Below are 23,483 nucleotides of genomic sequence, written 5' to 3' on the forward strand. Positions count from 1 at the left end.
AACCAGACGCTGAGCCGTATCAGGTACACCGCGTTTTGCTTGATTGGGGGCGCTTCGCACCCCAACGCGGGGCAAGCCCGCTCGCCACAATAAGCCCACAAGAGCGCAGATTCCCTGTGGCGAGCAGGCTTGTCCTGCGTTGGGCTGCGCAGCAGCCCCAAAACCAGACGCTGAGCCGTATCAGGTACACCGCGTTTTGCTCGATGGGGGGCGCTTCGCACCCCAACGCGGGGCAAGCCCGCTCGCCACAATAAGCCCACAAGAGCGCAGATTCCCTGTGGCGAGCAGGCTTGTCCTGCGTTGGGCTGCGCAGCAGCCCCAAAGCCAGGCGCTGAGCCGTATCAGGTACACCGCGTTTTGCTCGATGGGGGGCGCTGCGCACCCCAACGCGGGGCAAGCCCGCTCGCCACAGAAGCTCCATTCGGCGCAGCTATCTTTAGCGTCGAGCAGATCGGTTACTTGTCCTTGAATTCAGGCGCGCGCTTGGCCACGAAGGCGGCCATGCCTTCCTTTTGATCCTGTGTGGCAAAGGCTGCGTGGAACACTCGACGCTCGAAGCGCACACCTTCCGACAGGCTGACTTCAAAGGCGCGGTTCACGCTCTCCTTGACCATCATGCTGATCGGTACCGACTTGCCGGCAATCAGGGTCGCGACTTTAAGCGCTTCGTCGAGCAGTTCATCGGCCGGCACGATGCGCGCGACGATGCCGCAACGCTCCGCTTCCACCGCATCGATAAAGCGCCCGGTCAGGCACATCTCCATGGCCTTGGCCTTGCCCACGGCGCGGGTCAGGCGCTGAGTGCCGCCCATGCCCGGCAGCACGCCGAGGTTGATTTCCGGCTGGCCGAATTTGGCGCCGTCACCGGCCAGGATAAAGTCGCACATCAGCGCCAGTTCACAGCCTCCACCCAGGGCGAAGCCGTTGACCGCCGCGATGATCGGCTTGCGGCGATTGGCCACGCGGTCGCTGTCACTGAACAGATCGTCAAGGTAGATCTGCGGGTAGGTCAGCTCGGCCATTTCCTTGATGTCGGCGCCGGCGGCGAAGGCTTTTTTCGAACCGGTCAGTACGATGCAACCGATTTGCGGATTGGCTTCCAGGCCGTCCAACGCCTGGTTCAGCTCGCTGACCAACTGCGCATTCAGCGCGTTCAGCGCCTGCGGGCGATTGAGGGTAATCAGCCCGACACGGCCCTGCACGTCGAGCAAAATGGTTTCGTAGCTCATGGATTGGCTCCTTAGAGATTGCGTGAGATGACCATGCGTTGAATATCGCTGGTGCCTTCGTAAATCTGGCAGACCCGCACATCGCGGTAGATCCGCTCCAGAGGAAAGTCGCTCAGGTAACCGTAACCGCCCAGGGTTTGCAAGGCGGCCGAGCAGACTTTCTCGGCCATTTCCGAGGCGAACAGCTTGGCCATGGAGGCCTCCACCAATGCCGGCTTGCCGCTGTCGCGCAGCGCAGCCGCGTAATGCACCATCTGCCGCGCCACCGCTATCTGCGTGGCCATGTCGGCCAGGCGAAACGCCACGGCCTGGTGCTCGATCAGCGCCTTGCCGAAGCTCTCGCGCTCACGCGCATAGTCACGCGCCGCCTCGAACGCCGCGCGGGCCATGCCCACCGCTTGCGACGCAATGCCCACACGGCCGCCTTCCAGGTTGGCCAGGGCGATCCGGTAACCCTCGCCCTCCTCGCCCAACCGGTTGGCCACCGGCACCCTCAGGTCTTCAAACAGGATCTGGCACGTATCGGAAGCATGCTGGCCAAGTTTGTCCTCGACCCGCGCCACGCTGTACCCCGGCGAATCCGTCGGCACGATAAACGCACTGATGCCGCGCTTGCCCGCGGTCGGGTCGGTGACGGCGAACACAATCACCACCCCGGCGTTTTTCCCCGAGGTGATGAATTGCTTGCAGCCGTTGAGCACATAGTGATCGCCGTCGCGGCGCGCGCGGGTTTTCAGGCTGCTCGCGTCGGAGCCGGCCTGGGGCTCGGTGAGGGCGAAGGCGCCGAGCATGGCGCCACTGGCCAGGGGCGCGAGGAACTGCGCTTTCTGTTGCTCGCTGCCGAATTTGAGGATCGGCACGCAGCCCACCGAGTTGTGCACGCTCATGATGGTCGAGCAGGCGCCATCGCCGGCGGCGATTTCCTCCAGGGCCATGGCATAAGCGAGATAGCCGGTGTCGCAGCCGCCCCACTGTTCCGGCACCAGCATGCCGAAAAAGCCCAGCTCGGCCATCTCGCCGATGGCCTCTTTGGGGAAACGGTGGTCGCGGTCCCACTCGGCGGCAAAGGGCTTGAGCCGCTCCTGGGCAAATTGCCGGGCGGCGTCACTGATTTGCAGCTGTTCGTCATTGGGCAGCATGGTGCTCATTCCTTAATACAGGCATTCGACGGCCATGGCCGTGGCTTCACCGCCGCCGATGCAGATGGCGGCCACACCGCGCTTGAGGCCTTGCTGGCGCAGCGCCGAAAGCAACGTCACCAGGATCCGCGCGCCGGAGGCGCCAATCGGGTGGCCAAGGGCGCAGGCACCGCCGTGGATATTCACTTTGCCGTGGGGAATCTGCAGCGTGCTCATGGTGACCAAACTGACCACGGCAAACGCTTCGTTGATCTCGAACAGGTCGACTTCGTCGAGGTTCCAGCCGGTCTTGCTCATCAGCTTACGAATCGCCCCTACCGGCGCCACCGGAAACAGCCCTGGTTCATCGGCGAACGCCGCATGGCCATGGATGACTGCCAGAGGCTTGAGCCCGCGCTTGTCAGCTTCGGATTGGCGCATCAGCAGCAAGGCCGCCGCGCCGTCGGAAATCGAGCTGGAGTTGGCTGCAGTCACCGTGCCGCCTTCGCGGAACGCCGGTTTCAGGCTGGCTATCTTGTCCAGTCGGGCCTTGGGCGGCTGCTCGTCATGCAGGATGGTTTGCTGCTCCTTGCCCACGGTGACCTGCACCGGGACGATCTCGGCGGCAAAACTGCCGTGGCTGATCGCTTCCTGTGCGCGGGTCAGGGAGGCAATGGCAAAGGCGTCCTGGGCTTCGCGGGTAAAGCCGTTATGCAGGGCGCAGTCTTCGGCGAATGTGCCCATCAGCCGGCCCTTGTCGTACGCGTCTTCCAGGCCGTCGAGGAACATGTGGTCAAGCATCTTGCCGTGGCCCATGCGGTAGCCGCTGCGGGCGCGGTCGAGCAGGTACGGCGCGTTGGACATGCTTTCCATGCCGCCGGCAATCACCACCTCGGCGCTGCCGGCGAGCAAGGCATCGTGCGCCAGGATCGCTGCCTGCATGCCCGAACCGCACATCTTGTTCAGGGTGGTGCAGCGGGTGCCCTTGTCCAGGCCGGCGCCCAGCGCGGCCTGACGTGCCGGCGCCTGGCCTAGGCCCGCCGGCAGCACGCAGCCGAACAGCACTTCGTCGACGCCGTCTGCGGCAATCCCGGCGCGTTCGAGTGCCCCACGAATCGCGGCGGCGCCCAGTTGCGGCGCGGTCAAGCCCTTGAGGTCGCCCTGGAACCCGCCCATGGGCGTGCGCGCGGCGCTGACAATAACAATCGGATCGTTCATGAGACCTCCTTAGCGGGCTGCCATGCGCAAGGCGCCGTCCAGACGGATCACCTCGCCGTTGAGCATGCTGTTTTCAATGATGTGCCGCACCAGCGCAGCGTACTCGGCAGGTTTGCCCAGGCGCGGCGGAAACGGCACGCCGGCGGCCAGGGCATCACGCACCTCGGGGGTCATGCCGGCCATCATCGGCGTTTCGAAGATGCCGGGGGCGATGGTCATCACGCGGATCCCGAAACGCGCCAACTCACGGGCGGCCGGCAATGTGAGGCTGGCGATGGCGCCTTTGGACGCGGCATACGCCGCCTGGCCGATCTGCCCGTCGAAGGCGGCGACCGAGGCGGTATTGATGATCACCCCGCGCTCGCCGTCGGCATTGGCGTCGCTGTTGGCCATCGCTGCCGCCGCCAGACGCAGCAGGTTGAAGCTGCCGATCAGGTTGACGTTGACCACCTGGGCAAAGCTCGCCAGGCCGTGAGGACCGTCCTTGCCAAGGATTTTCTCGCCGCGCACCACACCGGCGCAGTTGACCAGCCCATGCAGGCCGCCAAACGCGTCGACCGCCGCCTGCACGGCCGCCTGGGCGGCAGCTTCCTGACTGATATCGGCCACGGCGCTGCGTGCACGCTCGCCCAGCTGTTCGGCCTTGGCGGCGACGGCTTGGGCGTTCATGTCCACCAGCATCACTTTCGCACCCGCCGCCACCAGCATGTCGGCCGTGGCCGCGCCGAGGCCCGAGGCACCGCCGCTGACCAGAAACACCTTGTTTTCAATCTGCATCATGGTTTCCTTGAAAAGTGGATCACGCCACGGCCGCCTGGGCCTTGGCGATCTCTTGATTACGCAGGATGAAGCGTTGCAGCTTGCCGCTCGGGGTCTTGGGCAAGTCGCTGACAAATTCGATTTCCCGTGGGTACGCATGGGCCGCCAGGCGCTTGCGCACATGCAGGCGCAGCTCTTCGGCCAGTTCCGGGGTGGCACGGTACTGCTCGTTGAGCACCACAAACGCCTTCACCAACTCGGTGCGCTCCGGGCACGGCTTGCCGACCACGGCCGCTTCGACCACTGCCGGGTGCTCCACCAGGGCGCTTTCCACGTCGAACGGGCCGACGCGGTAGCCGGACGTGGTGATCACATCGTCACTGCGCCCGACAAAACTGATGCTGCCGTCCGGGTTCAGCTCTACGGTGTCGCCGCTCAGGTAGTACTTGCCGACGAACGCTTTGGTGTTTACGCCGTCGTAACCGGCAAACCAGCACATCGGCGATTGTTCGCGGTCGATGGCCAGGATGCCCGGCTGGCCGGCAGGTAATTCCCGGCAGTCATCGTCCAGCACCACGATACGGTGGCCCGGCGAAGCGAAGCCGGCTGAGCCCACGTGCACCGGATGCGTCAGCCCGTGATGGTTGCACAGCACCATGCCCAGTTCGGTCTGGCCGTAATGGTCGTGGATGGTCACGCCCAGGTTGTCGGCGAACCAGCGGATCACTTCCGGGTTCAGCGGCTCGCCGGCGCTGCTGACGATGCGCAGCCGGCCCTTGATCGATTCGGCGAACTGCTTGCCGCCGGCAATCAGCAAACGGTAGGCCGTGGGCGAGCCGGTGAGGTTGGTGATGCCGTACTTGTTGATCACCCGGCAGGTGCTTTCGAGGGTGAACGGTCCATCGTAGAAGGTGATCGGGTGGCCCATGGACAGCGGCCCGGTCACGCCGAAATAGATGCCGTAGGCCCAGCCCGGGTCGGCGACGTTCCAGAAGGCGTCTTCGGGCCGCAAGTCCACGGCGTCACGGGTATAGCTCTGGAACGCGACGATGGCCTTGAGCGGCACCGACAGTGCCTTGGAGGGGCCGGTGGTGCCCGAGGTAAACATCAGCAGGAACGGCTCGTCCGCGCCCAGCATCACCGGCTCGCAATGATGGGCGTGATTGGGCAGCTCGGCCCAGAAACTGAAGTCGCCCCGCACCAGGCCTTCGCCTTTGGGGCCGGTGACCGTGACGATGGTCGGGCAAGCGTCGACGTCAGCGAGTTTGGGGCGGTTGACCGCGTCGGTGACCACCAGCGCCGCGCCGGAACTGTTCAAGCGGTGCTCGATGGCCTTGGGGCCAAAGGCGGTAAATAACGGTTGGTAGACCGCGCCGATGCGCCAGGTGGCGAGCACCACCACCAGCAGTTCGGCGGTGCGTGGCAGCAGCCCCGCGACCTTGTCGCCGCGCTTTATGCCCTGAGCCAGGAGGAAATTGGCGAAGCGTGCCGCCTGATCCTGCAGGTCGCTGAAAGTCACCGTGGCGCTGCGCCCGTCCCGGCCCTCCCAGAACAGCGCGATGCGCCCCGGCAGCGCGTGGCGGTCACAGCATTCCACGCAGGCGTTGAGGGCCTGCAGGTTGCCGGCCAGCGCCGCGTCAACGGTACGCGGGTAATCGAACTCGGTGATCGCAGACAGATAGTCACGCATCGCTTCAAATCCCTCTGTGTTTTTATTTTCAGGGCGTCAACAGCAGAAATAGTGGCGTCAGAGTGTTGCAGCGGCAATGGTCAAAGCCTTCAAGATAGTTGACTGGTTTGGCCATTGCGCGTGGGAGCGGACACAGGTTTGACACCTGCCGTGGTCTGGTCGAAGCTGACGGCCTTGTAACAGTCGCTCACGTTTTCTGGACGCCCGCATGTCAAAGTCACGCCGTTACTCGATTGCCGGCCTGTGCGCCCTGCTGTTTATTGTAGTGATCACCTGGTATTTCTCCCGATCCACCCCGACGGCGGTGCCGCCTGCGATTGCCCATGGATATGCCAAGGCGCTGCGGCAGGCACACAACGGCGAACCGGGCGCGGCGCGGGTGCTGTACCAGCAATTGGGCCGCCCGGACCTGTCGCCGGAACGCCGCGCCGCCCTGCATGCCGAACTGCCCAACTACCCCAGCCCCCAGGCATTGAAACTGGCCGATAAAGACCTGCTTGACGACTCGCCCGTGGTACGCGAAGCGGCCATTCACAGCATTGTCGGCCTGGTGCCCACCGGCCAGCGCACCCTGCTGCTCGGGCCGGCGCTGGACGACCCGGAGCAGGAGGTTCGTTTTGCCGCCGCCAATGCCTTGCTCGGCCTCTCGCCGGACACGTTGGGCCTGTACTTCGGCCCGTTGCAGCAAGTGCTCGATGAGTTCGTGAAAAAGCTCAAGGCCGAGCCCGAAACCGCCGAGGGCTGGATTCAACTGGCGCGCCTGTACATTCACAGTGCCCTGCTGCCGGATGCGCAAAATGCGCTGGAGCAGGCAATACGTCTGCAGCCGGACAACCTGCAAGCCGTGGTTGCGCAGATTGAACTGCTGGACAAACAGGGCAAGACCGACGAGTCCCGCCAATTGCTCGGGCGCCAACTGGCGGCGCACCCGGAATCGGCCTATTTGCAGCATGCGCTCGGCATGTGGTTGCTGCACCACGGCGAGCGGCCTTATGCACTGCTCGGCCTGTCCAGAGCGATCGAACTGGAGCCGGACAATCAGGATTACCGCTACGACCTCGCCACCACCCTGCACGCCCAGGACGAACTGGAAGCGGCCCAGCGCCAGCTGGAAGAAATCATCCAGCGCCACCCGGCCAACCGCAAGGCGCGGGTGCTGCTGGTCAACTACTGGAAAGAGAGCGGGCAGTTGCAGAACGTGCAGATATTGCTCGCGCAGCTTGAGCAACAGAACCCCGACGACCCCGCGTTGCAGCAAGGCCTGTAAAAAACCTCGCAGCAAACGGACCTGCTGTGTCGAGCGGGCTTGCCCGAATGCCAATCAGTTAAGCGCAGATTCCCTGTGGCGAGCAGGCTTGTCCTGCGTTGGGCTGCGCAGCAGCCCCAAAGACAGGCGCTGAGCCGTATCAGGTACACCGCGTTTTGCTCGATTGGGGGCGCTTCGCACCCCAACGCGGGGCAAGCCCGCTCGCCACGACAAGCCCGATCGCCACAACAGGTCCCGTTTGCCACAACACAACAAGCCCGCTCGCCACATTAAGGACCTGCTTTGCACCGTTAGACCTGCTTCACACAGCAACCGAGAGTCGCCCACAGCACATAATCGCAAGTTCGCGGAACGGCTACAGGCCGCTACGGTCAAGAGATTATGGCGTGCCAAGCGGGCACGCCCTCTATCTGTACGTGACCTGAGGGCACTTCTTGTCTACATCCAACGAGCTGTTCAGTGAAAAGGCGGCCATCGGCATTGAAGGTCTTGATGACATTCTTTGCGGCGGGCTATCGCGCAGCCACCTGTTCCTGCTGGAAGGCGAACCTGGCACCGGCAAGACCACCGTAGCCCTGCACTTTTTGCAGGCGGGCGCCAAAAACGGCGAGCGATCGCTGTACATCACGCTGTCGGAAACCGAGCGTGAATTGCGCCAGGGTGCCAAGTCCCACGGCTGGGACCTGGATGACAATATTCATATCTTCGAGCTCACCCCGCCCGAAAGCCTGCTCAACGCCGACCATCAGCAGAGCCTGCTGTACTCCTCCGACCTGGAACTGGGTGAAGCCACCCGGCAGATCTTTGAGGTCGTCGAGCGGGTCAAGCCGAGCCGCGTGGTGATCGACTCGCTGTCGGAAATTCGCCTGCTGGCCCAAAGCTCGTTGCGCTATCGCCGGCAGATTCTGGCGATCAAGCACTACTTCGTGCGTTACGACGCCACCGTGTTGCTACTGGACGACCTCACCACCGAATCCCTCGACAAGACCGTGCACAGCGTGGCCCACGGCGTGATTCGCCTGGAGGAGCTGACGCCCAGCTACGGCGCCGAGCGCCGCCGCGTGCGCGTGGTGAAGTACCGGGGCCAGAAATACCGTGGCGGTTTTCACGATTTCACCATCATGCAGGACGGCATCCATGTGTTCCCGCGTCTGGTGGCCGCCGAGCACCGTGGCGGTTACGTACGAGAGACGCTGAGCAGCGGCATTCCTGAACTGGATGCGCTGATGGGCGGCGGTGTCGAGACCGGTTCCAGCAGCCTGATCCTTGGCCCGGCCGGTACCGGCAAATCGCTGATTTCGATGGTCTTCGCCGCCGCCGCAGTGGCGCGTGGCGAAAAAGCCGCGCTGTTCATCTTCGATGAAGAGCTGGGCCTGCTGTTTGAACGCATGAAAAACATGGGCATCGACCTGGCCGCCTTGCAAGCGACCGGCAACCTGTTGATCGAACAAGTAGATGCCGCCGAACTGTCGCCTGGCGAGTTTTCGCACCGGGTGCGCCGTTGCGTCGACGAGCGCGGCATCAAAACCGTGGTCATCGACAGCATCAACGGCTATCAGGCCGCGATGCCGGAAGAGAACGCGCTGATCCTGCACATGCATGAATTGCTGCTGTACCTCAACCGCCGAGGCGCGGCGACCTTCATGACGGTTGCCCAGCACGGGCTGGTCGGCGATATGCAGACACCCGTGGACATCACCTACCTGGCCGACACCGTAATTTTGCTGCGCTACTTCGAGGCACTGGGCAAGGTCCGCCGCGCGATTTCGATCATCAAGAAACGCACCGGCGCCCATGAATCGTCGATTCGCGAGTACCGCATCAGCGGGCGCGGGCTGACCGTGGGTGAGCCCCTCGACAACTTCCAGGGCGTATTGCGCGGTATCCCTACCTACATGGGCGCGGGCTCTCCCCTGCTCAAGGAAGAGGGCCAGTGACCAGTCTTTCCCCTGTCTCCGAGCGGGCAATCATCCTGGCCCCCGTCGGCCGTGACAGCTCACTGGCGCTGATGATGCTCAACGAAGCCGGTTACAGTGGCATCGTCGCCGCCAACCTGGGCGCCTTGTGCGAGGCACTTGAACAAGGCGCCGGCTTGCTGGTGATTGCGGCGGAAGCCCTGCGCGGCGTCGACCTCGAACCGTTGCTTGAATACCTGCATCAACAACCCGCCTGGTCGGACCTGCCGATCGTATTGATGACCCACCACGGCGGCACCGAACAAAACGGCTCATCGCACCTGAGCGGCCTGTTGGGTAACGTGACCTTTCTGGAACGGCCGTTTCATCCGGTCACGCTGATCAGCCTGGTGAGCGCCGCACTGCGCGGCCGCCGCCGCCAATACGAAGCCCGTGACCGCCTGATTGACTTGAGCGAAAGCGAGCAGCGCCTGCAAAGCACCCTCGAAACCCTCGAACAGCAAGTCGAGGAGCGTACTGCACAACTGCGCAGCAACGAAGACGCGCTGCGCCAGTCGCAGAAAATGGAAGCGGTCGGCCAGTTGACCGGCGGCATTGCCCACGACTTCAACAACATGCTCACGGGCATCATCGGCAGCCTGGAATTACTGCGAAGGCGCATTGCACGGGGCAAGCTCGACGACCTCGATGGCCTGATCGACCTGGGCGTCACCTCGGCCAACCGCGCCGCCGGCTTGACCCACCGTTTGCTCGCCTTCTCCCGTCGCCAATCGCTGGACCCCAAGCCTGTGGAGATCAACCAACTGGTGAACTCGATGGCTGAGCTGCTGCAACGCAGCATCAATGAAAGCATCGCGCTTGACATGCGCCTCAGCGGCCCGCTCTGGACCGCCGAAGCCGACCCCAATCAACTGGAAAGCGCGCTGCTCAACCTGGTGCTCAACGCGCGCGATGCGATGCCGGGCGGCGGCCGCCTGACGGTCGAAACCGCCAACCGCCATCTGGACAGCGTGTTTACCGCCGCCTACGGCACCCTGCAGCCCGGCGATTACGTTGAATTAAGCGTCAGCGATACCGGCTGTGGCATACCCGACAACGTGATAGGCCGAGTGTTTGATCCTTTCTTCACGACCAAGCCGATCGGCCAGGGCACAGGCCTTGGCTTGTCGATGATCTACGGCTTTGCCCGCCAGTCTCGCGGGAATGTGACCATCCACAGTGAAGTGGGCAAAGGCACCACCGTCAGCCTGTTCCTGCCGCGCTTTGCCGGTGAGATCGCCGCGCAGGAGGCCACCAATCCGACGCTGCTGCCGTACGCCAATGCCGGCGAAACGGTGCTGATTGTCGAGGACGACCCCGCCGTACTCGTGTTGGTCAGCGCGGTGCTCAAGGAGTTGGGCTATGGATTCGTCGAGGCGGTGGACGCTGTCACGGCGGTGCCGATCATCGAGTCCGAGCAACGCATTGACCTGATGATCAGCGACGTCGGTCTGCCGGGCATGAATGGACGCCAGTTGGCTGAGATTGGCCGGCAGATCCGACCCGGGTTGAAGGTGCTGTTCATTACCGGGTATGCCGAGCATGCGGCGGTGCGTGGCGGGTTTCTCGACCCTGGGATGCAACTGATCACCAAGCCATTCACCTTTGACCTGTTGACCGCCAAGGTTCGGGAAATGATCCAGGCCTAGGGCTGCATGAAAGCAGCCCTTCGGCTGTCAGGCCAGCAGCCGCTGGATATGCTCCTGCAGCGTATCCAGATCGAACGGCTTGGCCAGGATCGGCGCATTGCGTGTGATCGGGCTGTCACAGTCGAGGATTTCCTGCGGGTAACCGCTGATAAAGATAACCTTCAATTCCGGCCGTACCCTCAGAGCTGGCTCGGCGATCTGCACCCCGGAGATGCCACCGGGCAGACGGTAGTCGGTGACCATCAGGTCCAGGTGCGGCTTGGTCGCGAGAATTTCAAACGCCTCTTTTCCGTTGACGGCCTTCAATACCCGATAACCCAGGCCTGCCAGGTATTCACCCAGCACAAACATAATGGATTCGTCGTCCTCGACGATCAGTACGACGTCTTGTGCATCTTCACTCATGGGAAGCCTATGTCCGGTCAATTGCTGCAATTACGACCATGGGGTCAAGCAGAGGTTGCGTTGAGCTGACGATTGATTTCAGGGCGCCGCCTGCAGAGGCAGACACACGCGAAACAAGGCGCCCTCGCCTATCTGGCTCTCCACCTCGATGGTGCCGCCATGGGCTGCCACGATCTGCTCGGAAATGAATAACCCAAGGCCCAGTCCGGCCGCTGCATGACTGGCCGAAACGCGCTCGAACTGCTGGAAGATGCGCTTCTGGTTCTCTTCGCTGATACCAATGCCGTGGTCGCGCACTTCCACGCGTGCCTCGCCATGCTCGGCGTATACCCGCACGTGCACCGGGCTCTTGGCGCCGTAGCGCAACGCGTTGGTCAGCAGATTGTTGATCACCTGTTCAATGCGAAATTCGTCCCAATGCCCCTCCACCGGCCCGTCGACCACCAGTTGCATGGACGACTCGGCGGCAGTTACCTGCGGCGCAAAATTGTTCACCAGGCTGCTCACCAACTGCGCCAGGTCAAAAGGCGCCGGGCGAATCGACAATTTGCCGGTGCGAATACGCGACACATCGAGCATGTCTTCGATCAACCGGATAAGGCTGCGGATCTGCCGCTCGTCGCGATCGACCATCGCGTGCATCTTGTCCAGGGTAAACGCCGCAGCGTTGTCCCGGGCCAGGTGCATCTTGCGCAGTTGGGTTTCCAGGATCAGGCCGTTGAGGGGCGTCCGCACTTCGTGGGCGACGATCGACATGAAGTCATCGCGCATACGCACTGCCTGCTCCAGCTCTGCCTGGGTCGCCTGCAGGCGCGTCAGCAGCAGTTCCTGCTCGCGGCGGCTGCGTTCGAGGGCTTCGACCTGCAGCTTCATGGCCTTGCTTTGGCGATACAGGTCAACGAACACGTTGACCTTGCTCTTCACCGCATGGATATCCAGCGGTTTGTGCAGGAAGTCCACGGCGCCGCTTTCGTAGCCCTTGAACGCGTAGTTCAGCTCGCGACCGGCGGCACTGACGAACACAATCGGGATGTTCTTGGTCTTTTCGGTGCCGCGCATCAACTCGGCCAGCTCGAAGCCGTTCATGCCGGGCATCTGGACATCGAGAATCGCCATGGCGAACTCGTGTTCGAGCAATAGTGACAAGGCCTCATCGGCGCTCAACGCCTTGTAGACGTGACGATCCTCACGCTTGATCAGCGCTTCGAGGGCCAGCAGGTTTTCCGGCAGATCGTCGACGATCAGCAGTTTGGCCTGGACGGTACTTAACATGGGGAAGATTCCAGGGAAGCCAGCAATGAGCCGATTCGGCCCATAGTCAGAATATGATCAGGTGTGTGCAGGGCCAGGGCCGCCAGCGGCATCACGGCGATGCGTGCTTCCGTGGGGTCCTGGACCACCGTGGTGCCGCCCGATTGCTTGACATGGGCCAGCCCGCGCGCGCCGTCCTGGTTGGCGCCGGTGAGCAGGATCGCCAGCAGGCCGGCGCCGTACACGTCGGCAGCCGAGGCAAACAGGTAATCGATGGCTGGCCGGGAATGGTGCACGCGGTCCTCCTGGCTCAGGGACAGGCTGCGATCCTGCTCCACCGAGAGGTGATAGCCGGGCCCGGCAAAATACAGGGTGCCGGCCTCGATCAGCTCTTTGTCCCGCGCTTCTTTTACCGGGATGCGCAGGCGCCGCGCGAACACTTCGGCCAACTGGCTGCGACGCTCGTCCGGCAGGTGCAGCACGGCAATGATCGGCAGGCCGAAGCCCGTGGGCAACTCGCCAAATATGCTAAGCAACGCCTCGACACCGCCAGCGGACGCGCCGACGACGATGGCTTCAATCCCGCGAATCGGGTTGGCTGCGGCGTCGTTCATGATTTGCGGTAGATCCGTTCCTGTTTGACCAAAGGCTCGAACTGCTTGCTGTAGGCGGAAAAATCCAGGGTTTCCTTGCTGCCCAGCACCAGGAAGCCGCGATGACACAGCGATTCATGGAACAGCCCAAACGCGCGATCCTGCAATTTTTTATTGAAGTAAATCAGCACGTTACGGCACGAAATTAATTGAGTTTCGGAGAATACACTATCGGTCGCCAAACTGTGATCGGCAAAGGTCACATTCTCACGCAGTGTCTTGTCGAAGATCGCGTAATCGTAGGCTGCCGTGTAGTAGTCGGCAAATGAGCGCTGGCCGCCGGCCTGCTGATAGTTGGCGGTGTAGGCGCGCACGTTCTCCAGGGAGAAGATGCCCTGCTTGGCCTTGTCCAGCGACGCCGGGTTGATATCGGTGGCATAGATGATCGTGCGCTCGAGCAAGCCTTCCTCACGCAGCAGGATCGCCATGGAGTACACCTCCTCCCCCGTGCTGCAGCCGGCAATCCAGATCTTGATCGACGGGTAGGTCTTGAGCAGCGGCACCACTTCCTGGCGGATCGCGAGAAAGTGCGAAGGGTCGCGAAACATCTCGCTCACCGGGATCGTCAGAAATTGCAGCAGTTGCATGAACGCCGACGGATCGTGCAGCACCCGCTCCTGCAGCGCCGAGATGGTCGCGCAGTCGAACTGACGCAACGCATGGGCCACACGGCGCTTGACCGACGCGCCCGAGTAATCGCGAAAGTCGTAGCTGTACTTGAGGTAAATCGCCTCAATCAACAGGCGCAGCTCAATGTCGCTGCTTTTGTCCAAGAAACTGCGCTCCACTTAAATGCGTTCCATCTTCGGCAGCCACACGCGAATCAACGAGAACAGCCGGTCCAGGTCAATCGGTTTGGCCAGGTAGTCATTGGAGCCTGCGGCGAGGCAGCGCTCCTGATCGTCTTTCATGGCCTTGGCGGTGACCGCAATGATCGGCAACTTCTTCCAGCGCGGGTCCTGGCGGATCAACGCAGTGGCCTCGTAACCGTCCATCTCCGGCATCATCACGTCCATCAGCACCAGGTCGATGTCCTCGACTTCATCGAGCCGTTCGATGGCTTCGCGGCCGTTTCGGCCGATCACCACCACAGCGCCCTTGTGTTCCAGCGCACTGGTGAGGGCAAAAATATTGCGTACATCATCGTCCACCAGCAGGATCTTGCGGCCTTCGAACACCTTGTCGCGGCTGCGCGCGGTCTTGAGCATCGTCTGGCGCTCATGGGACAGCTGGGATTCGACTTTGTGCAGAAAGAGTGTGACCTCGTCCAGCAGACGTTCCGGCGAACGCGCGCCCTTGATGATGATCGAGCGCGAATACTTGCGCAGTTCGGCTTCTTCATCTCGGGTCAGGTTGCGCCCGGTGTAGACGATCACCGGCGGGAACGAACAGATATCTTCGGTGGCCATGCGCTTGAGCAGCTCGTTGCCGAGCATGTCCGGCAGCTTGAGGTCGATGATCATGCAGTCATAGATATGATCGCGCAGCAGGTCCAGGGCTTGCTGGGCAAAGCCCACGGCAGTGATCTCGATGTCATCGTCGCCGATCAGGCGAGCAATGCTGTCGCGTTGCAGGTCGTCGTCTTCCACCAGCAGCACACGCTTGACCTTCTGCGTCAGCTTGGCCTCCAGACGCGCGAACACATCCTTGAGCTCTTCACGGGTGGTGGGTTTGACCGCATAGCCGATGGCGCCCATGTGCATCGCCGCTTCGACGCGGTCTTCCACGGAAATCACGTGCACCGGGATGTGGCGGGTGCCGGCGTTCTGCTTGAGGCGCTGCAGCACGGTGAGACCGGAATGGTCCGGCAGGCGCATGTCGAGCAGGATCGCGTCGGGAATGAGTTCTGCCGCCAGGCTGTAGCCTTCGTCCGCGCCATGGGCCACCAGGCAGTGGTAGCCCAGTTCATGCGCCAGATCGAAGAGGATCCGCGCAAAATTGGGCTCGTCTTCCACTACGAGGATGCAGCGGGTGGTGAACGGCGCCTTGTCGCGGTCGTCGGCAAAGCGCGGGATCTGGCTGGTATCGGCCACCGGCAGCGGCGAGACCTTGACCGGCGCAGGCGCGGCGGCCAGCGGCTGGCGCGCCTGCTCTGCCAGCGGCGCATCGGCTTCGCGCTCCACGTAGTGCTCAGGCAAGACCAGGGTAAACACGCTGCCCTTGCCCGGCTCGCTGGTCACGCTGATATAACCGCCGAGCAACGCGGCCAGGTCGCGGGAAATCGACAGGCCCAGGCCGGTGCCGCCGTAACGGCGGTTGGTGGTGCCGTCGGCCTGGCGGAAGGCTTCGAAAATGCTTTCCTGCTGGTCCGGCGCAATGCCGATGCCCGAATCGCGCACGGTAAAGGCAATGCCCGCATCCTGCGCACGGGACACCGACAGGCTGACCTCACCCTGCTCGGTAAACTTGACCGCGTTGGACAGCAGGTTCTTGAGAATCTGCTCCAGGCGCTGGCGGTCGGTAAACAGCATGGCCGGCGCACCGGGCTGTACATCCACCTGAAAACCCAGCTTGCGGTCGGCGGCCAGCGGCTCGAACATCCCGCGCAAACCCTCGACCAGACGCGCCACGCTGGACGTTTCCGGACGCACTTCCAGCTTGCCGGCTTCGACCTTGGAGATGTCGAGGATGTCGTTGATCAGGTTCAGCAGGTCGTTGCCCGCCGAATAGATCGACTCAGCGAACTTGACCTGTTCGGCACTGAGGTTTTCCTGAGGGTTCTCGGCCAGCAACTTGGCCAGGATCAGCGAGCTGTTGAGCGGCGTACGCAGTTCGTGGGACATGTTGGCGAGGAATTCGGACTTGTATTTGCTCGAACGCTGCAACTCGTCGGCGCGGTCTTCGAGTTCAAGCTGGGCCTGGTTGAGTTCAATGTTCTTGCGGTCCATGGCGTCACGCTGCTCGGACAGGGTCTGGGTCTGCTCGGCCAACTGCTCGTTGGTCTGCTCCAGCTCCGCCTGCTGGGTTTCCAGATGGGCCTGGGACTCCTTGAGGATGCGTGACTGTTCTTCGAGCTCTTCGTTGGCGGTCTTGAGTTCTTCCTGCTGCACTTGCAGCTCTTCGTTGAGCTGCTGGGTCTCGGCGAGCACTTCCTGCAGGCGCTGACGGTAGCGCGCAGCTTCGATGGAGGTGCCGATATTGCCGGCGATCAGTTCCAGCAGCTCGACGTCGCGTTCATCCAGGGGGCGCAGGAAACCCAGTTCGATCACACCGTTGACACGGTCCTCGTCGCTGGTCGGCACCACCAGTACGCTGCGCGTCGAGCCCTCGCCCAGCCCGGAGCTGACCTTGAAGTAATCCACCGGCACATCGTCCAGGCGAATCAGGCGATCAAGCTGGGCGGCCTGCCCAACGATGCCTTCGTCGCTGTAGATCGACTGTTCGTGCTGTTCCTGCTCGCGTGAGAAACCATAAGTGGCCACACGCTTGAGACCGCCGTGCTCCTGACGCACGTACAACGCAGCCACGGCAGAGCCCATGTATTGAGCAAAGAACTGCAGGATATTGCGGCCGAGCATGTTCAGGGTCAGTTGGCCGAGGACCTGCTCGGCCAGTTCGGTCTGGCCGTTGCGCAGCCAGGCCTGTTGCTCAAGACGCCGCGCAATCTTCTGTTGCGACGCGAGGTTTGCGCTGTAGCTATCTGATAACGCTACCAAATTCCTGCGGCCGATATAGGCAAGAAAACCGCTCAGCCCCAATACGAATGTCAGGTACAGCGCAACGCTGACAATGGTGGTACGGGTGACGTCCTTGTTGCGCGCGATTCGGAACTGCTGCTCCATCGCCACCGCATCCGCGTATTCCTGGCGGATCGCATCGGTGAGGCCCTTGCCCCGACCGGCCTTGACCGCCGAGCGGTAGTCACCGCTGTTGCGCTGCAGGTCGATCATCGACTGGGCGTACTTGTTCCACTCGCCCTGCATCGCTTCCAGGCGTTTGAGGCGGTCCACCTGCTGCGGGTTATCCGCCACCAGCTCCTGCAAGTTACGCAGGTCGCCAATGATGCGCGGCTTGGCCACTTCGTAGGGGTCGAGAAAATGCTCGTCGCCGGTGATCAGAAAGCCACGCAGGCCGGTTTCCAGATCCACTGTCAGTTTCGACGACTCATTGAGGTTGTTGATGACCCGGTCGGTGTGCTCCACCCACTGGATCACCGACAGCAGATAGGTGATCAGGCAGACGAAAAACACCGCGCTGAGTACGCCGACGCTTAAGGGTAACGCGACGTTTCGGCCCAGCAGGGTACGGAAGCTCTTTTCATCGACGGATGACGCAGGAGTCATGGGCATGCCTTGGCCAATACGGAAAAACCGGGAGTTTGCCCGAATATCGGGTGCCGAGGCTATGTTTGTGCGCTGATTTGACGCAACAGTACGGGCTCGATGCATAAATCCCACACCTCTTACCGCCAGTTTCGTCAGCTTACTTACAATTTTTTTTACAGATCGACGCAGCGAAGTTGGAACGTCAGTGCATCGATCCGGCACTCATGGCTGCGCCTCAGGAACAGGGAGATCCAACGTAAAGGCGTCCTTCTGACAGACCGGGGTATTTCGAATGAGCATCACCCGCGTAGCGCATCGACCGATGAACCTTGTCACCGAAGCACCTGAGCCGGGTGCAAAAAAAGCGGGTGCGGTAACAGCGAACCCATCTCCCCGGGACCGTTCGTCCTCGGTTGCGACACCTGCCGTCAAAACCGTGCAGCAATTGCTGGCGGACCAACAGGATATGTTCAGTTTGGCCGATAAACTAAGGGGCCTGACAACCTGGGTGGATCACAAGTTTTCCTACCAGTTGAACAGCGATGTCGTGCTTCCCTATGTAGGTTCTTCCTACGCTCTGGCGCGCACCACTCCCCCGACCCTGGCTACCGTCATCACGGACCTGGGCTATGACTTGCCGCAGAACGTCGTTGAAGCCAAAGCGCTGGCAGACATATTGGAGAAAAAAGCGTCGGTGCTCCTCCTGGGGGATTTCGGTGGCGCGCTGTCCTGGCCGATACCGATGGCGCAAACTGACCAGTACCGCATCGCCCAATTCCTGCTTTCCAGCGAGACGGGGCTGCCGGGTTTACCGTTGTCCACTGACAGGGGTGTGCTGGATTATTTATTGATTGGCAGCTCGGTGACACACGATGACTTGAAAGGCCCCGCCACCATGGCCATGCAGAAATTGCTCGACAGCCCAAACGCCCTGGCGCTGGGGCAAGCCCTCCAGGCGCACCTGGGGGGTGTGGCGTCGGACACCAGTATTTACGACTATATATTGGCGGCGATTCACCTTCGGCTGGATCCGGAATCTTCTCTAAAAAAAATTCGCAACCACACCGCGCACTTTGATCTGTTACGTCCCGAGCATTGGGGCCTCGCCCCGTCGCACGTCGTCAGCGAACTGAGCCGTCATCTTGTCGACAATGGACGGGCTGCACCGTATTCAGCCACGCTCGCGACTCACCTTTTACTGGCCTCCAGTGCACCGCAGTTTCTGGTTAAAGACATTCCAGGCGGCGTCACCGTAGGCTCTGCCATGTGGGCGCAGTTAACGATTGCCGCAGCCAGGATCGAGGCGCAGACGCCGGGTCGGGTGCAGAACATGACCTACGCTGAGGTTATCGCTCAAGCTGAGTCAATAGCGGCTGACACTTACACCGGTCAATTGGCTCAACGCGGCGCCCTGATCGATTGGGCCGTAGCCAATGGTGTGCTGAAACCCAGCGAAACCGAACATTCTGCGGCCGAGATACAGCAGGCCAGGATTGCCTATAACGATCAACTCAGCGCGCTGGTGAAGTCTTCGTCATTACTGGAGACGCCCGTGCCCAGTCGAAAGGACATCGCGCTGGAATACCTGAAAGCTGAATTTCCTCAGGTGGATCCTTCCGTCTTTGAAATCAGGAATTTGCAAATACGCGACCAGAACGCACTCCGCGTTTACCCCGCTTATCTTACGCGACGCTCGATGCTTGATATCGTGATGGAGGGCAAACCGCTCGACAAGCATCACGTATGGGTCACGCCGGATAGGCGAATTCCGATCGCCTCGTTCAACACTTACTTAAAAACCAAAAAACATACTGAGGTCAAAAAGCTATTCGACACTCATTATGAAGCCGCCATGAAATCGCTGGGTGACGGCCACCATGAACTTGTCAAACAGCTGGTATCCAACTTGCCACTGGCTGACCGCAGGAATTTTGAACTGGGCGACGTGAAATTTTTTCACACCAGCGACTACAAAATTGCACTCGATTTCACTTCACCGCTCGAACTGGTACATCGTGCGCGCACGATGCATGTAAAGACTACGCTCAACGGCGAGGTCAACGTGTATGAAATCGACTCCAGCACAGGGACCATTGAAAAAAAGGAACACCTGATTCGCAGACTCAGCGAGCCCTATACCGCTGAGAAGATGGATTCCAGAGCCGCGAATCTCATTACTCGAATGTCCGTGCTGAACCCTTACAACGGTGCTCGAGACAGCGAAACGACAGAGAAGCCCGTTACCGCTCAAACGCCCGACAGCTATCGCTCCAAGCGCACCGACTTTATTGCCGACATGTACGTCAAAGCGCTCGCGCTGGATGGCGAGGAGCTGTTGAACCACGCCAGAGGTATTACGTCCTTCGACAAAGGTCGGGCGCTAGGTAGCGTGATTGATGAGTTTTTTCTCAACCTGATTCCGTTTCGATCGGCTATCAATAATTTTCTGCAAGGCAACACCCTTGACGGGGTCGGTGATCTGGCTATTGACGCGTTCGGACTGCTCACGCTGGGTGCGGGCAAGGCGGCGCAAGCGGTAAAAGTCTTTGGCAAGGGCATGTCGGGTTTGAACGCCGCTGCCAAGGCAACCAAAGCGGTAAAGTTTATTGGCGCGGCTGCTATTGAGTTTATTAATCCCGTGGGCGGGGTGGGCGACGTGTTGGTGGGAGGAGCCAAGCTGGTTGGAAGAGGGCTTGCCAAGGGGGCCGATGTGGTCACCGCGCTCAGGGGCGCAAGTGGCAGTTACGATGCGCTCAAAGCAGCCAGTAAACATAATCGCATCGTTGCAACCGGCACCTTCAAGCTGGCAGACGAGGTTGTCCAAGGCGGTGCAGTGTTTGAAAACCGTAAATGGTACTCGTTGGACCCGGTCATTGGTCCTTATGGAACGGCGTTGGCGAACTTCAAACCGGTAACGGTCGCCGCCAACGGTGAGATAAACGGCAACTGGATTAATTGGTTGACCGCTGTTGTGGCTCCAACCCCGAGAACGCCCCACATTTCTGATGTCCTCAGAGACACCTTGGCAAAGGCCAAGGCTAATGACCTTGCCGCCTTCACCCGAGGTCATGATGCTGGCAACATCGAAAACATCCCTGGGTATTACAGTTCCATGAATGTTTCGGATCTCAAGGAGTTGACCGTCAGTTCGGGGCGCACGGCCGAAGAGATCGGTTCGTTGGCCAAAGTGATAGAAACCAGAATGGTGCGCAATAGCCTTGAAAGCGCGAGAATCTTCAGCGAGCAAATCGCGGCCGCAGGTGGCAAAGCCACGCTGATGCCGCAAAACTTCTACCTGAGCCAAGGGGATCTGGCATCAAACGGCGAATGCGCGGCCTTGGTCAATACCATGGCCATAGCCATTCAGAATGGGCGCCAACAGACGTTGATCGATAATTTTTTCAAAGCGAGCATTAAGACCAATGATTCCAAAGTCCTCGCGTTTCGCAAACAACTGAACGAGATGCATCAGATCGTTCGCGACCATTTTCATGGTGTTCAACCCGTGTCCCAAATGTCACACATTGACATCGGCGCTACCCTGAGCAAAGCAACCCCGCCCTGCATGATGAGGGTCGCTACGCAAAATCACGGTCTGCTCGCGGGGGCCATGTTGAATAGCAACGGCCAGAAGGAGTGGTTTTTCTTTGACCCCAATTTCGGCCTGGCGACGTTCACCAGCGAAGCCACAATGCAGCGCGGAATAGAGGTCTGCCTGAATAGCGGAAGAACAGCAGGCACACTGAGCCCTGTCGCCATTACCAGCGGCAGGCCGCAATTCAATGTCAGTCTTTTCAATGAGTCTGACTTTCTAATGACAGTGCCCTATAACAACCCGTATGCGCTGTTCAACGCGGCTCTTTGAGCCAGGGCTCACACATTCGTGCAAGAGGGTTTCAACGCCGGGCGTTCTGTACGCCTCCAGCGACTTCAAGACGGGTCGCAACCCCTCGGCAGTCAAACGTATGAGTAAACCAGCACGCTGACGGGACATTCGGCGTGCCTAAGGTCACAATGCCAGCCATTCATTTTGAACTTGCTGGCATTGTTATCACTCACTACCGGGTTAGCTTCTGCCTCGTCACGTTCAGCCCCTCACTTTTCAGGAATGCTCATTATGTCCTCCACCTCCTCCACCATCCTTGTAGTAGAAGACGACAACATCGTGCGCATGCTGATCGTCGATGTACTCGAAGAGTTGGAGTTCACTGTGCTGGAGGCTGCTGACGCCGAACAGGCACTGGCATTTGCGCAGAATCGCGATGAGGTCATCAGCCTGATGATGACCGACGTCGGCCTGCCGGACATGGACGGCAAGCAACTGGCAACCAAAGTACGTGAGTTGCGCCCCGAACTGCCGATCCTGTTTGCCAGCGGCTACGCCGACAATATCGATGTGCCCCCCGGCATGCAGGTGATTGGCAAACCGTTCTCGATCGATCAGTTGCGCGACAAGGTCAAGTCCATGCTCCCCGCAGCCTGATACCTGCCCCTCCCCTTATCCATTTGCTCAGTTCAGTGTGCGTGCAGGGATTTACGTGACGTTTGCCCAATAAAACGGGAAACTCGTCGCCTTCATCTCCCGTCAGTCAAAAGAACTCTGGAAGGACGCAACAACATGATCGGAAAACCTGCGCGCCTGGTGCTGGCGAGCCTCTCCCTCCTCATGAGTACCGGCGCATGGGCCGACTTCACGGCGACGCCGGCGCAAGCGCGGGCGATCGCCAAGGAAGCCTACCTGTATGGCTTCCCGGTGGTGCAAATGTACAAAACGCTCTACACCCAGGCGGTGGACAAGGGCGGCGTCAACTACAAGGCACCGTTCAACCAGATCGGCAATGCCGCGCAGGTGGTGACGCCCAGGGACGCTGCGTTCCCCAGCCCGAACGCAGATACGCCCTACTCCTTCGTATGGATGGACCTGCGCAGGGAACCGCTGGTACTGACCCTGCCCAAAATCGAAGACGACCGCTATTACTCGGTGCAGTTGATCGACCTGTATACGCAGAACTTCGCCTACCTGGGCACCCGCAGCACGGGTAACAACGGCGGTCACTACATGATCGCCGGGCCTGACTGGAAAGGTCAGCAGCCGGTGGACGTCGACCGAGTGCTCTACAGCGAGAGCAATATCGCCTACGCCCTCTACCGCACGCAGTTGTTCGATGAAAAAGACCTGAACAAGGTCAGGCAGATCCAGGAAGGCTACAAGGTGCAGGCGCTGAGCAGCTATGTGAAACAGGCCGCGCCGCCCAAGGTTGCAAAGGTCGAGTGGCCCAAGCCGATGGCGACCATGACCGAGGGCCCGCAGCTGTTTCGCTATCTGAACTTCATGCTGGCCTTTGCCGCGCCCCAGGACAGTGAAAAGGAGATGCTCGCGCGCTTTGCCACCATCGGCATCGCCCCCGGCGCGCCGTTCAAGGTCAAACAGTTGACGGCTGAGCAACGCAAGGCGCTGGAAGACGGCATCGCCGACGCCAAGGCCGAGTTCGCTGCGTTCAAGAAAGACAAAATCGAGACCCGTCAGGTCACCAGCGCAGACCTCTACGGCAGCCGCGACCACCTGCAGAACAATTACCTGTACCGCTACGCCGGTGCCGAAACGGGCTTGTTCGGCAACTCGAGTGATGAAGCGGCCTACTTCAAATACGTCGTCGACAGCGAAGGCAAACCGGCCAACGGTGCACGTCACAGCTACACGGTGCATTTTGCCAAGGACCAGTTGCCGCCCGCCGATGCGTTCTGGTCACTGACGATGTACGACGCCAAAACCCGCTTGCTGGTGCCGAACCACAAGAAGCGCTACCTGATCAATTCGCGCATGCTGCCCGCCCTCAAGCGCGACGCTGACGGTGGCCTGACCCTGGCGCTGCAGCACCACGAACCACCGAAGGCCGAACAGAGCAACTGGCTGCCGGCGCCACCAGGCCCGTTCTATGCGGTGCTGCGGGTGTACCTGCCCAAACCCGAAGTGGGTAATGGGCAATGGAAACTGCCTCCATTGACGCCGTTGAAATAGACGCT

Annotated in this window: 16 protein-coding genes; 6 read left to right on the forward strand and 10 right to left on the reverse strand. The window is 60.9% G+C overall.

Features of this window, described 5'->3' with window-relative positions; translation table 11 throughout:
- Positions 1 to 455 precede the first annotated feature (455 nt).
- From LUB09_RS00700 to LUB09_RS00720, 5 genes are read right to left on the reverse strand one after another with little or no spacing between them, the layout of a single operon-like run.
- The gene (locus tag LUB09_RS00700) at positions 456 to 1,229 is read right to left on the reverse strand and encodes an enoyl-CoA hydratase (RefSeq protein WP_231421288.1); all 774 of its coding nucleotides are present in this window, start codon (positions 1,227 to 1,229) and stop codon (positions 456 to 458) included.
- Between the two features lie 11 nt (positions 1,230 to 1,240).
- Positions 1,241 to 2,368 (reverse strand): acyl-CoA dehydrogenase, encoded by a 1,128-nt coding sequence (locus tag LUB09_RS00705; protein WP_209981993.1) that lies wholly within the window; start codon positions 2,366 to 2,368, stop codon positions 1,241 to 1,243.
- Positions 2,369 to 2,380: 12 nt separating this feature from the next.
- Complete coding sequence (locus tag LUB09_RS00710) at positions 2,381 to 3,565, reverse strand: acetyl-CoA C-acyltransferase (RefSeq protein WP_231421289.1); 1,185 nt, start codon at positions 3,563 to 3,565, stop codon at positions 2,381 to 2,383.
- 9 nt (positions 3,566 to 3,574) lie between these two features.
- Positions 3,575 to 4,342 (reverse strand): SDR family NAD(P)-dependent oxidoreductase, encoded by a 768-nt coding sequence (locus LUB09_RS00715; RefSeq protein WP_231421290.1) that lies wholly within the window; start codon positions 4,340 to 4,342, stop codon positions 3,575 to 3,577.
- Positions 4,343 to 4,364: 22 nt separating this feature from the next.
- Positions 4,365 to 6,014 carry an AMP-binding protein gene (locus LUB09_RS00720; protein ID WP_231421291.1) on the reverse strand — a complete coding sequence of 550 codons (1,650 nt, stop codon included), beginning with the start codon at positions 6,012 to 6,014 and terminating at the stop codon, positions 4,365 to 4,367.
- 208 nt (positions 6,015 to 6,222) lie between these two features.
- On the opposite strand from LUB09_RS00720, the gene LUB09_RS00725 reads away from it, so the two are divergent.
- The 3 genes from LUB09_RS00725 to LUB09_RS00735 all read left to right on the forward strand — a co-directional run bounded on the left by LUB09_RS00725 (position 6,223) and on the right by LUB09_RS00735 (position 10,885).
- A complete protein-coding gene (locus LUB09_RS00725; RefSeq protein WP_209982002.1) occupies positions 6,223 to 7,281 on the forward strand; it encodes a HEAT repeat domain-containing protein in 1,059 nt (352 codons plus the stop codon).
- Positions 7,282 to 7,715: 434 nt separating this feature from the next.
- Positions 7,716 to 9,218, forward strand: a complete 1,503-nt coding sequence (locus LUB09_RS00730; protein WP_209982005.1) for an ATPase domain-containing protein — start codon at positions 7,716 to 7,718, stop codon at positions 9,216 to 9,218.
- Complete coding sequence (locus tag LUB09_RS00735) at positions 9,215 to 10,885, forward strand: ATP-binding protein (protein ID WP_231421292.1); 1,671 nt, start codon at positions 9,215 to 9,217, stop codon at positions 10,883 to 10,885. The genes LUB09_RS00730 and LUB09_RS00735 overlap by 4 nt, the downstream gene beginning before the upstream one ends.
- Positions 10,886 to 10,912: 27 nt before the next feature.
- Here the strand turns inward: LUB09_RS00735 and LUB09_RS00740 are convergent, their stop codons facing one another.
- The 5 genes from LUB09_RS00740 to LUB09_RS00760 all read right to left on the reverse strand — a co-directional run bounded on the left by LUB09_RS00740 (position 10,913) and on the right by LUB09_RS00760 (position 17,477).
- Positions 10,913 to 11,290, reverse strand: a complete 378-nt coding sequence (locus LUB09_RS00740; protein ID WP_057009991.1) for a response regulator — start codon at positions 11,288 to 11,290, stop codon at positions 10,913 to 10,915.
- Between the two features lie 78 nt (positions 11,291 to 11,368).
- The gene (locus tag LUB09_RS00745) at positions 11,369 to 12,562 is read right to left on the reverse strand and encodes a hybrid sensor histidine kinase/response regulator (protein WP_209982009.1); all 1,194 of its coding nucleotides are present in this window, start codon (positions 12,560 to 12,562) and stop codon (positions 11,369 to 11,371) included.
- Positions 12,556 to 13,155 carry a chemotaxis protein CheB gene (locus LUB09_RS00750; protein WP_209982011.1) on the reverse strand — a complete coding sequence of 200 codons (600 nt, stop codon included), beginning with the start codon at positions 13,153 to 13,155 and terminating at the stop codon, positions 12,556 to 12,558. The genes LUB09_RS00745 and LUB09_RS00750 overlap by 7 nt, the downstream gene beginning before the upstream one ends.
- On the reverse strand, positions 13,152 to 13,982 hold the full coding sequence (locus tag LUB09_RS00755; protein ID WP_015372059.1) for a CheR family methyltransferase: 831 nt from the start codon (positions 13,980 to 13,982) through the stop codon (positions 13,152 to 13,154). The genes LUB09_RS00750 and LUB09_RS00755 overlap by 4 nt, the downstream gene beginning before the upstream one ends.
- On the reverse strand, positions 13,983 to 17,477 hold the full coding sequence (locus LUB09_RS00760; RefSeq protein ID WP_209982013.1) for a response regulator: 3,495 nt from the start codon (positions 17,475 to 17,477) through the stop codon (positions 13,983 to 13,985).
- A 274-nt stretch (positions 17,478 to 17,751) separates the two neighbouring features.
- Between LUB09_RS00760 and LUB09_RS00765 the strand changes: the two genes are divergently transcribed.
- The 3 genes from LUB09_RS00765 to LUB09_RS00775 all read left to right on the forward strand — a co-directional run bounded on the left by LUB09_RS00765 (position 17,752) and on the right by LUB09_RS00775 (position 23,478).
- On the forward strand, positions 17,752 to 21,324 hold the full coding sequence (locus LUB09_RS00765) for a hypothetical protein (RefSeq protein ID WP_231421293.1): 3,573 nt from the start codon (positions 17,752 to 17,754) through the stop codon (positions 21,322 to 21,324).
- Between the two features lie 252 nt (positions 21,325 to 21,576).
- The gene (locus LUB09_RS00770) at positions 21,577 to 21,942 is read left to right on the forward strand and encodes a response regulator (RefSeq protein WP_209982018.1); all 366 of its coding nucleotides are present in this window, start codon (positions 21,577 to 21,579) and stop codon (positions 21,940 to 21,942) included.
- Positions 21,943 to 22,077: 135 nt separating this feature from the next.
- Positions 22,078 to 23,478 (forward strand): DUF1254 domain-containing protein, encoded by a 1,401-nt coding sequence (locus LUB09_RS00775; RefSeq protein WP_231421294.1) that lies wholly within the window; start codon positions 22,078 to 22,080, stop codon positions 23,476 to 23,478.
- The last annotated feature ends 5 nt before the right edge of the window (positions 23,479 to 23,483 follow it).

The sequence above is a fragment of the Pseudomonas sp. Leaf59 genome (genome assembly GCF_920984685.1).
Taxonomy (GTDB): Bacteria; Pseudomonadota; Gammaproteobacteria; order Pseudomonadales; family Pseudomonadaceae; genus Aquipseudomonas.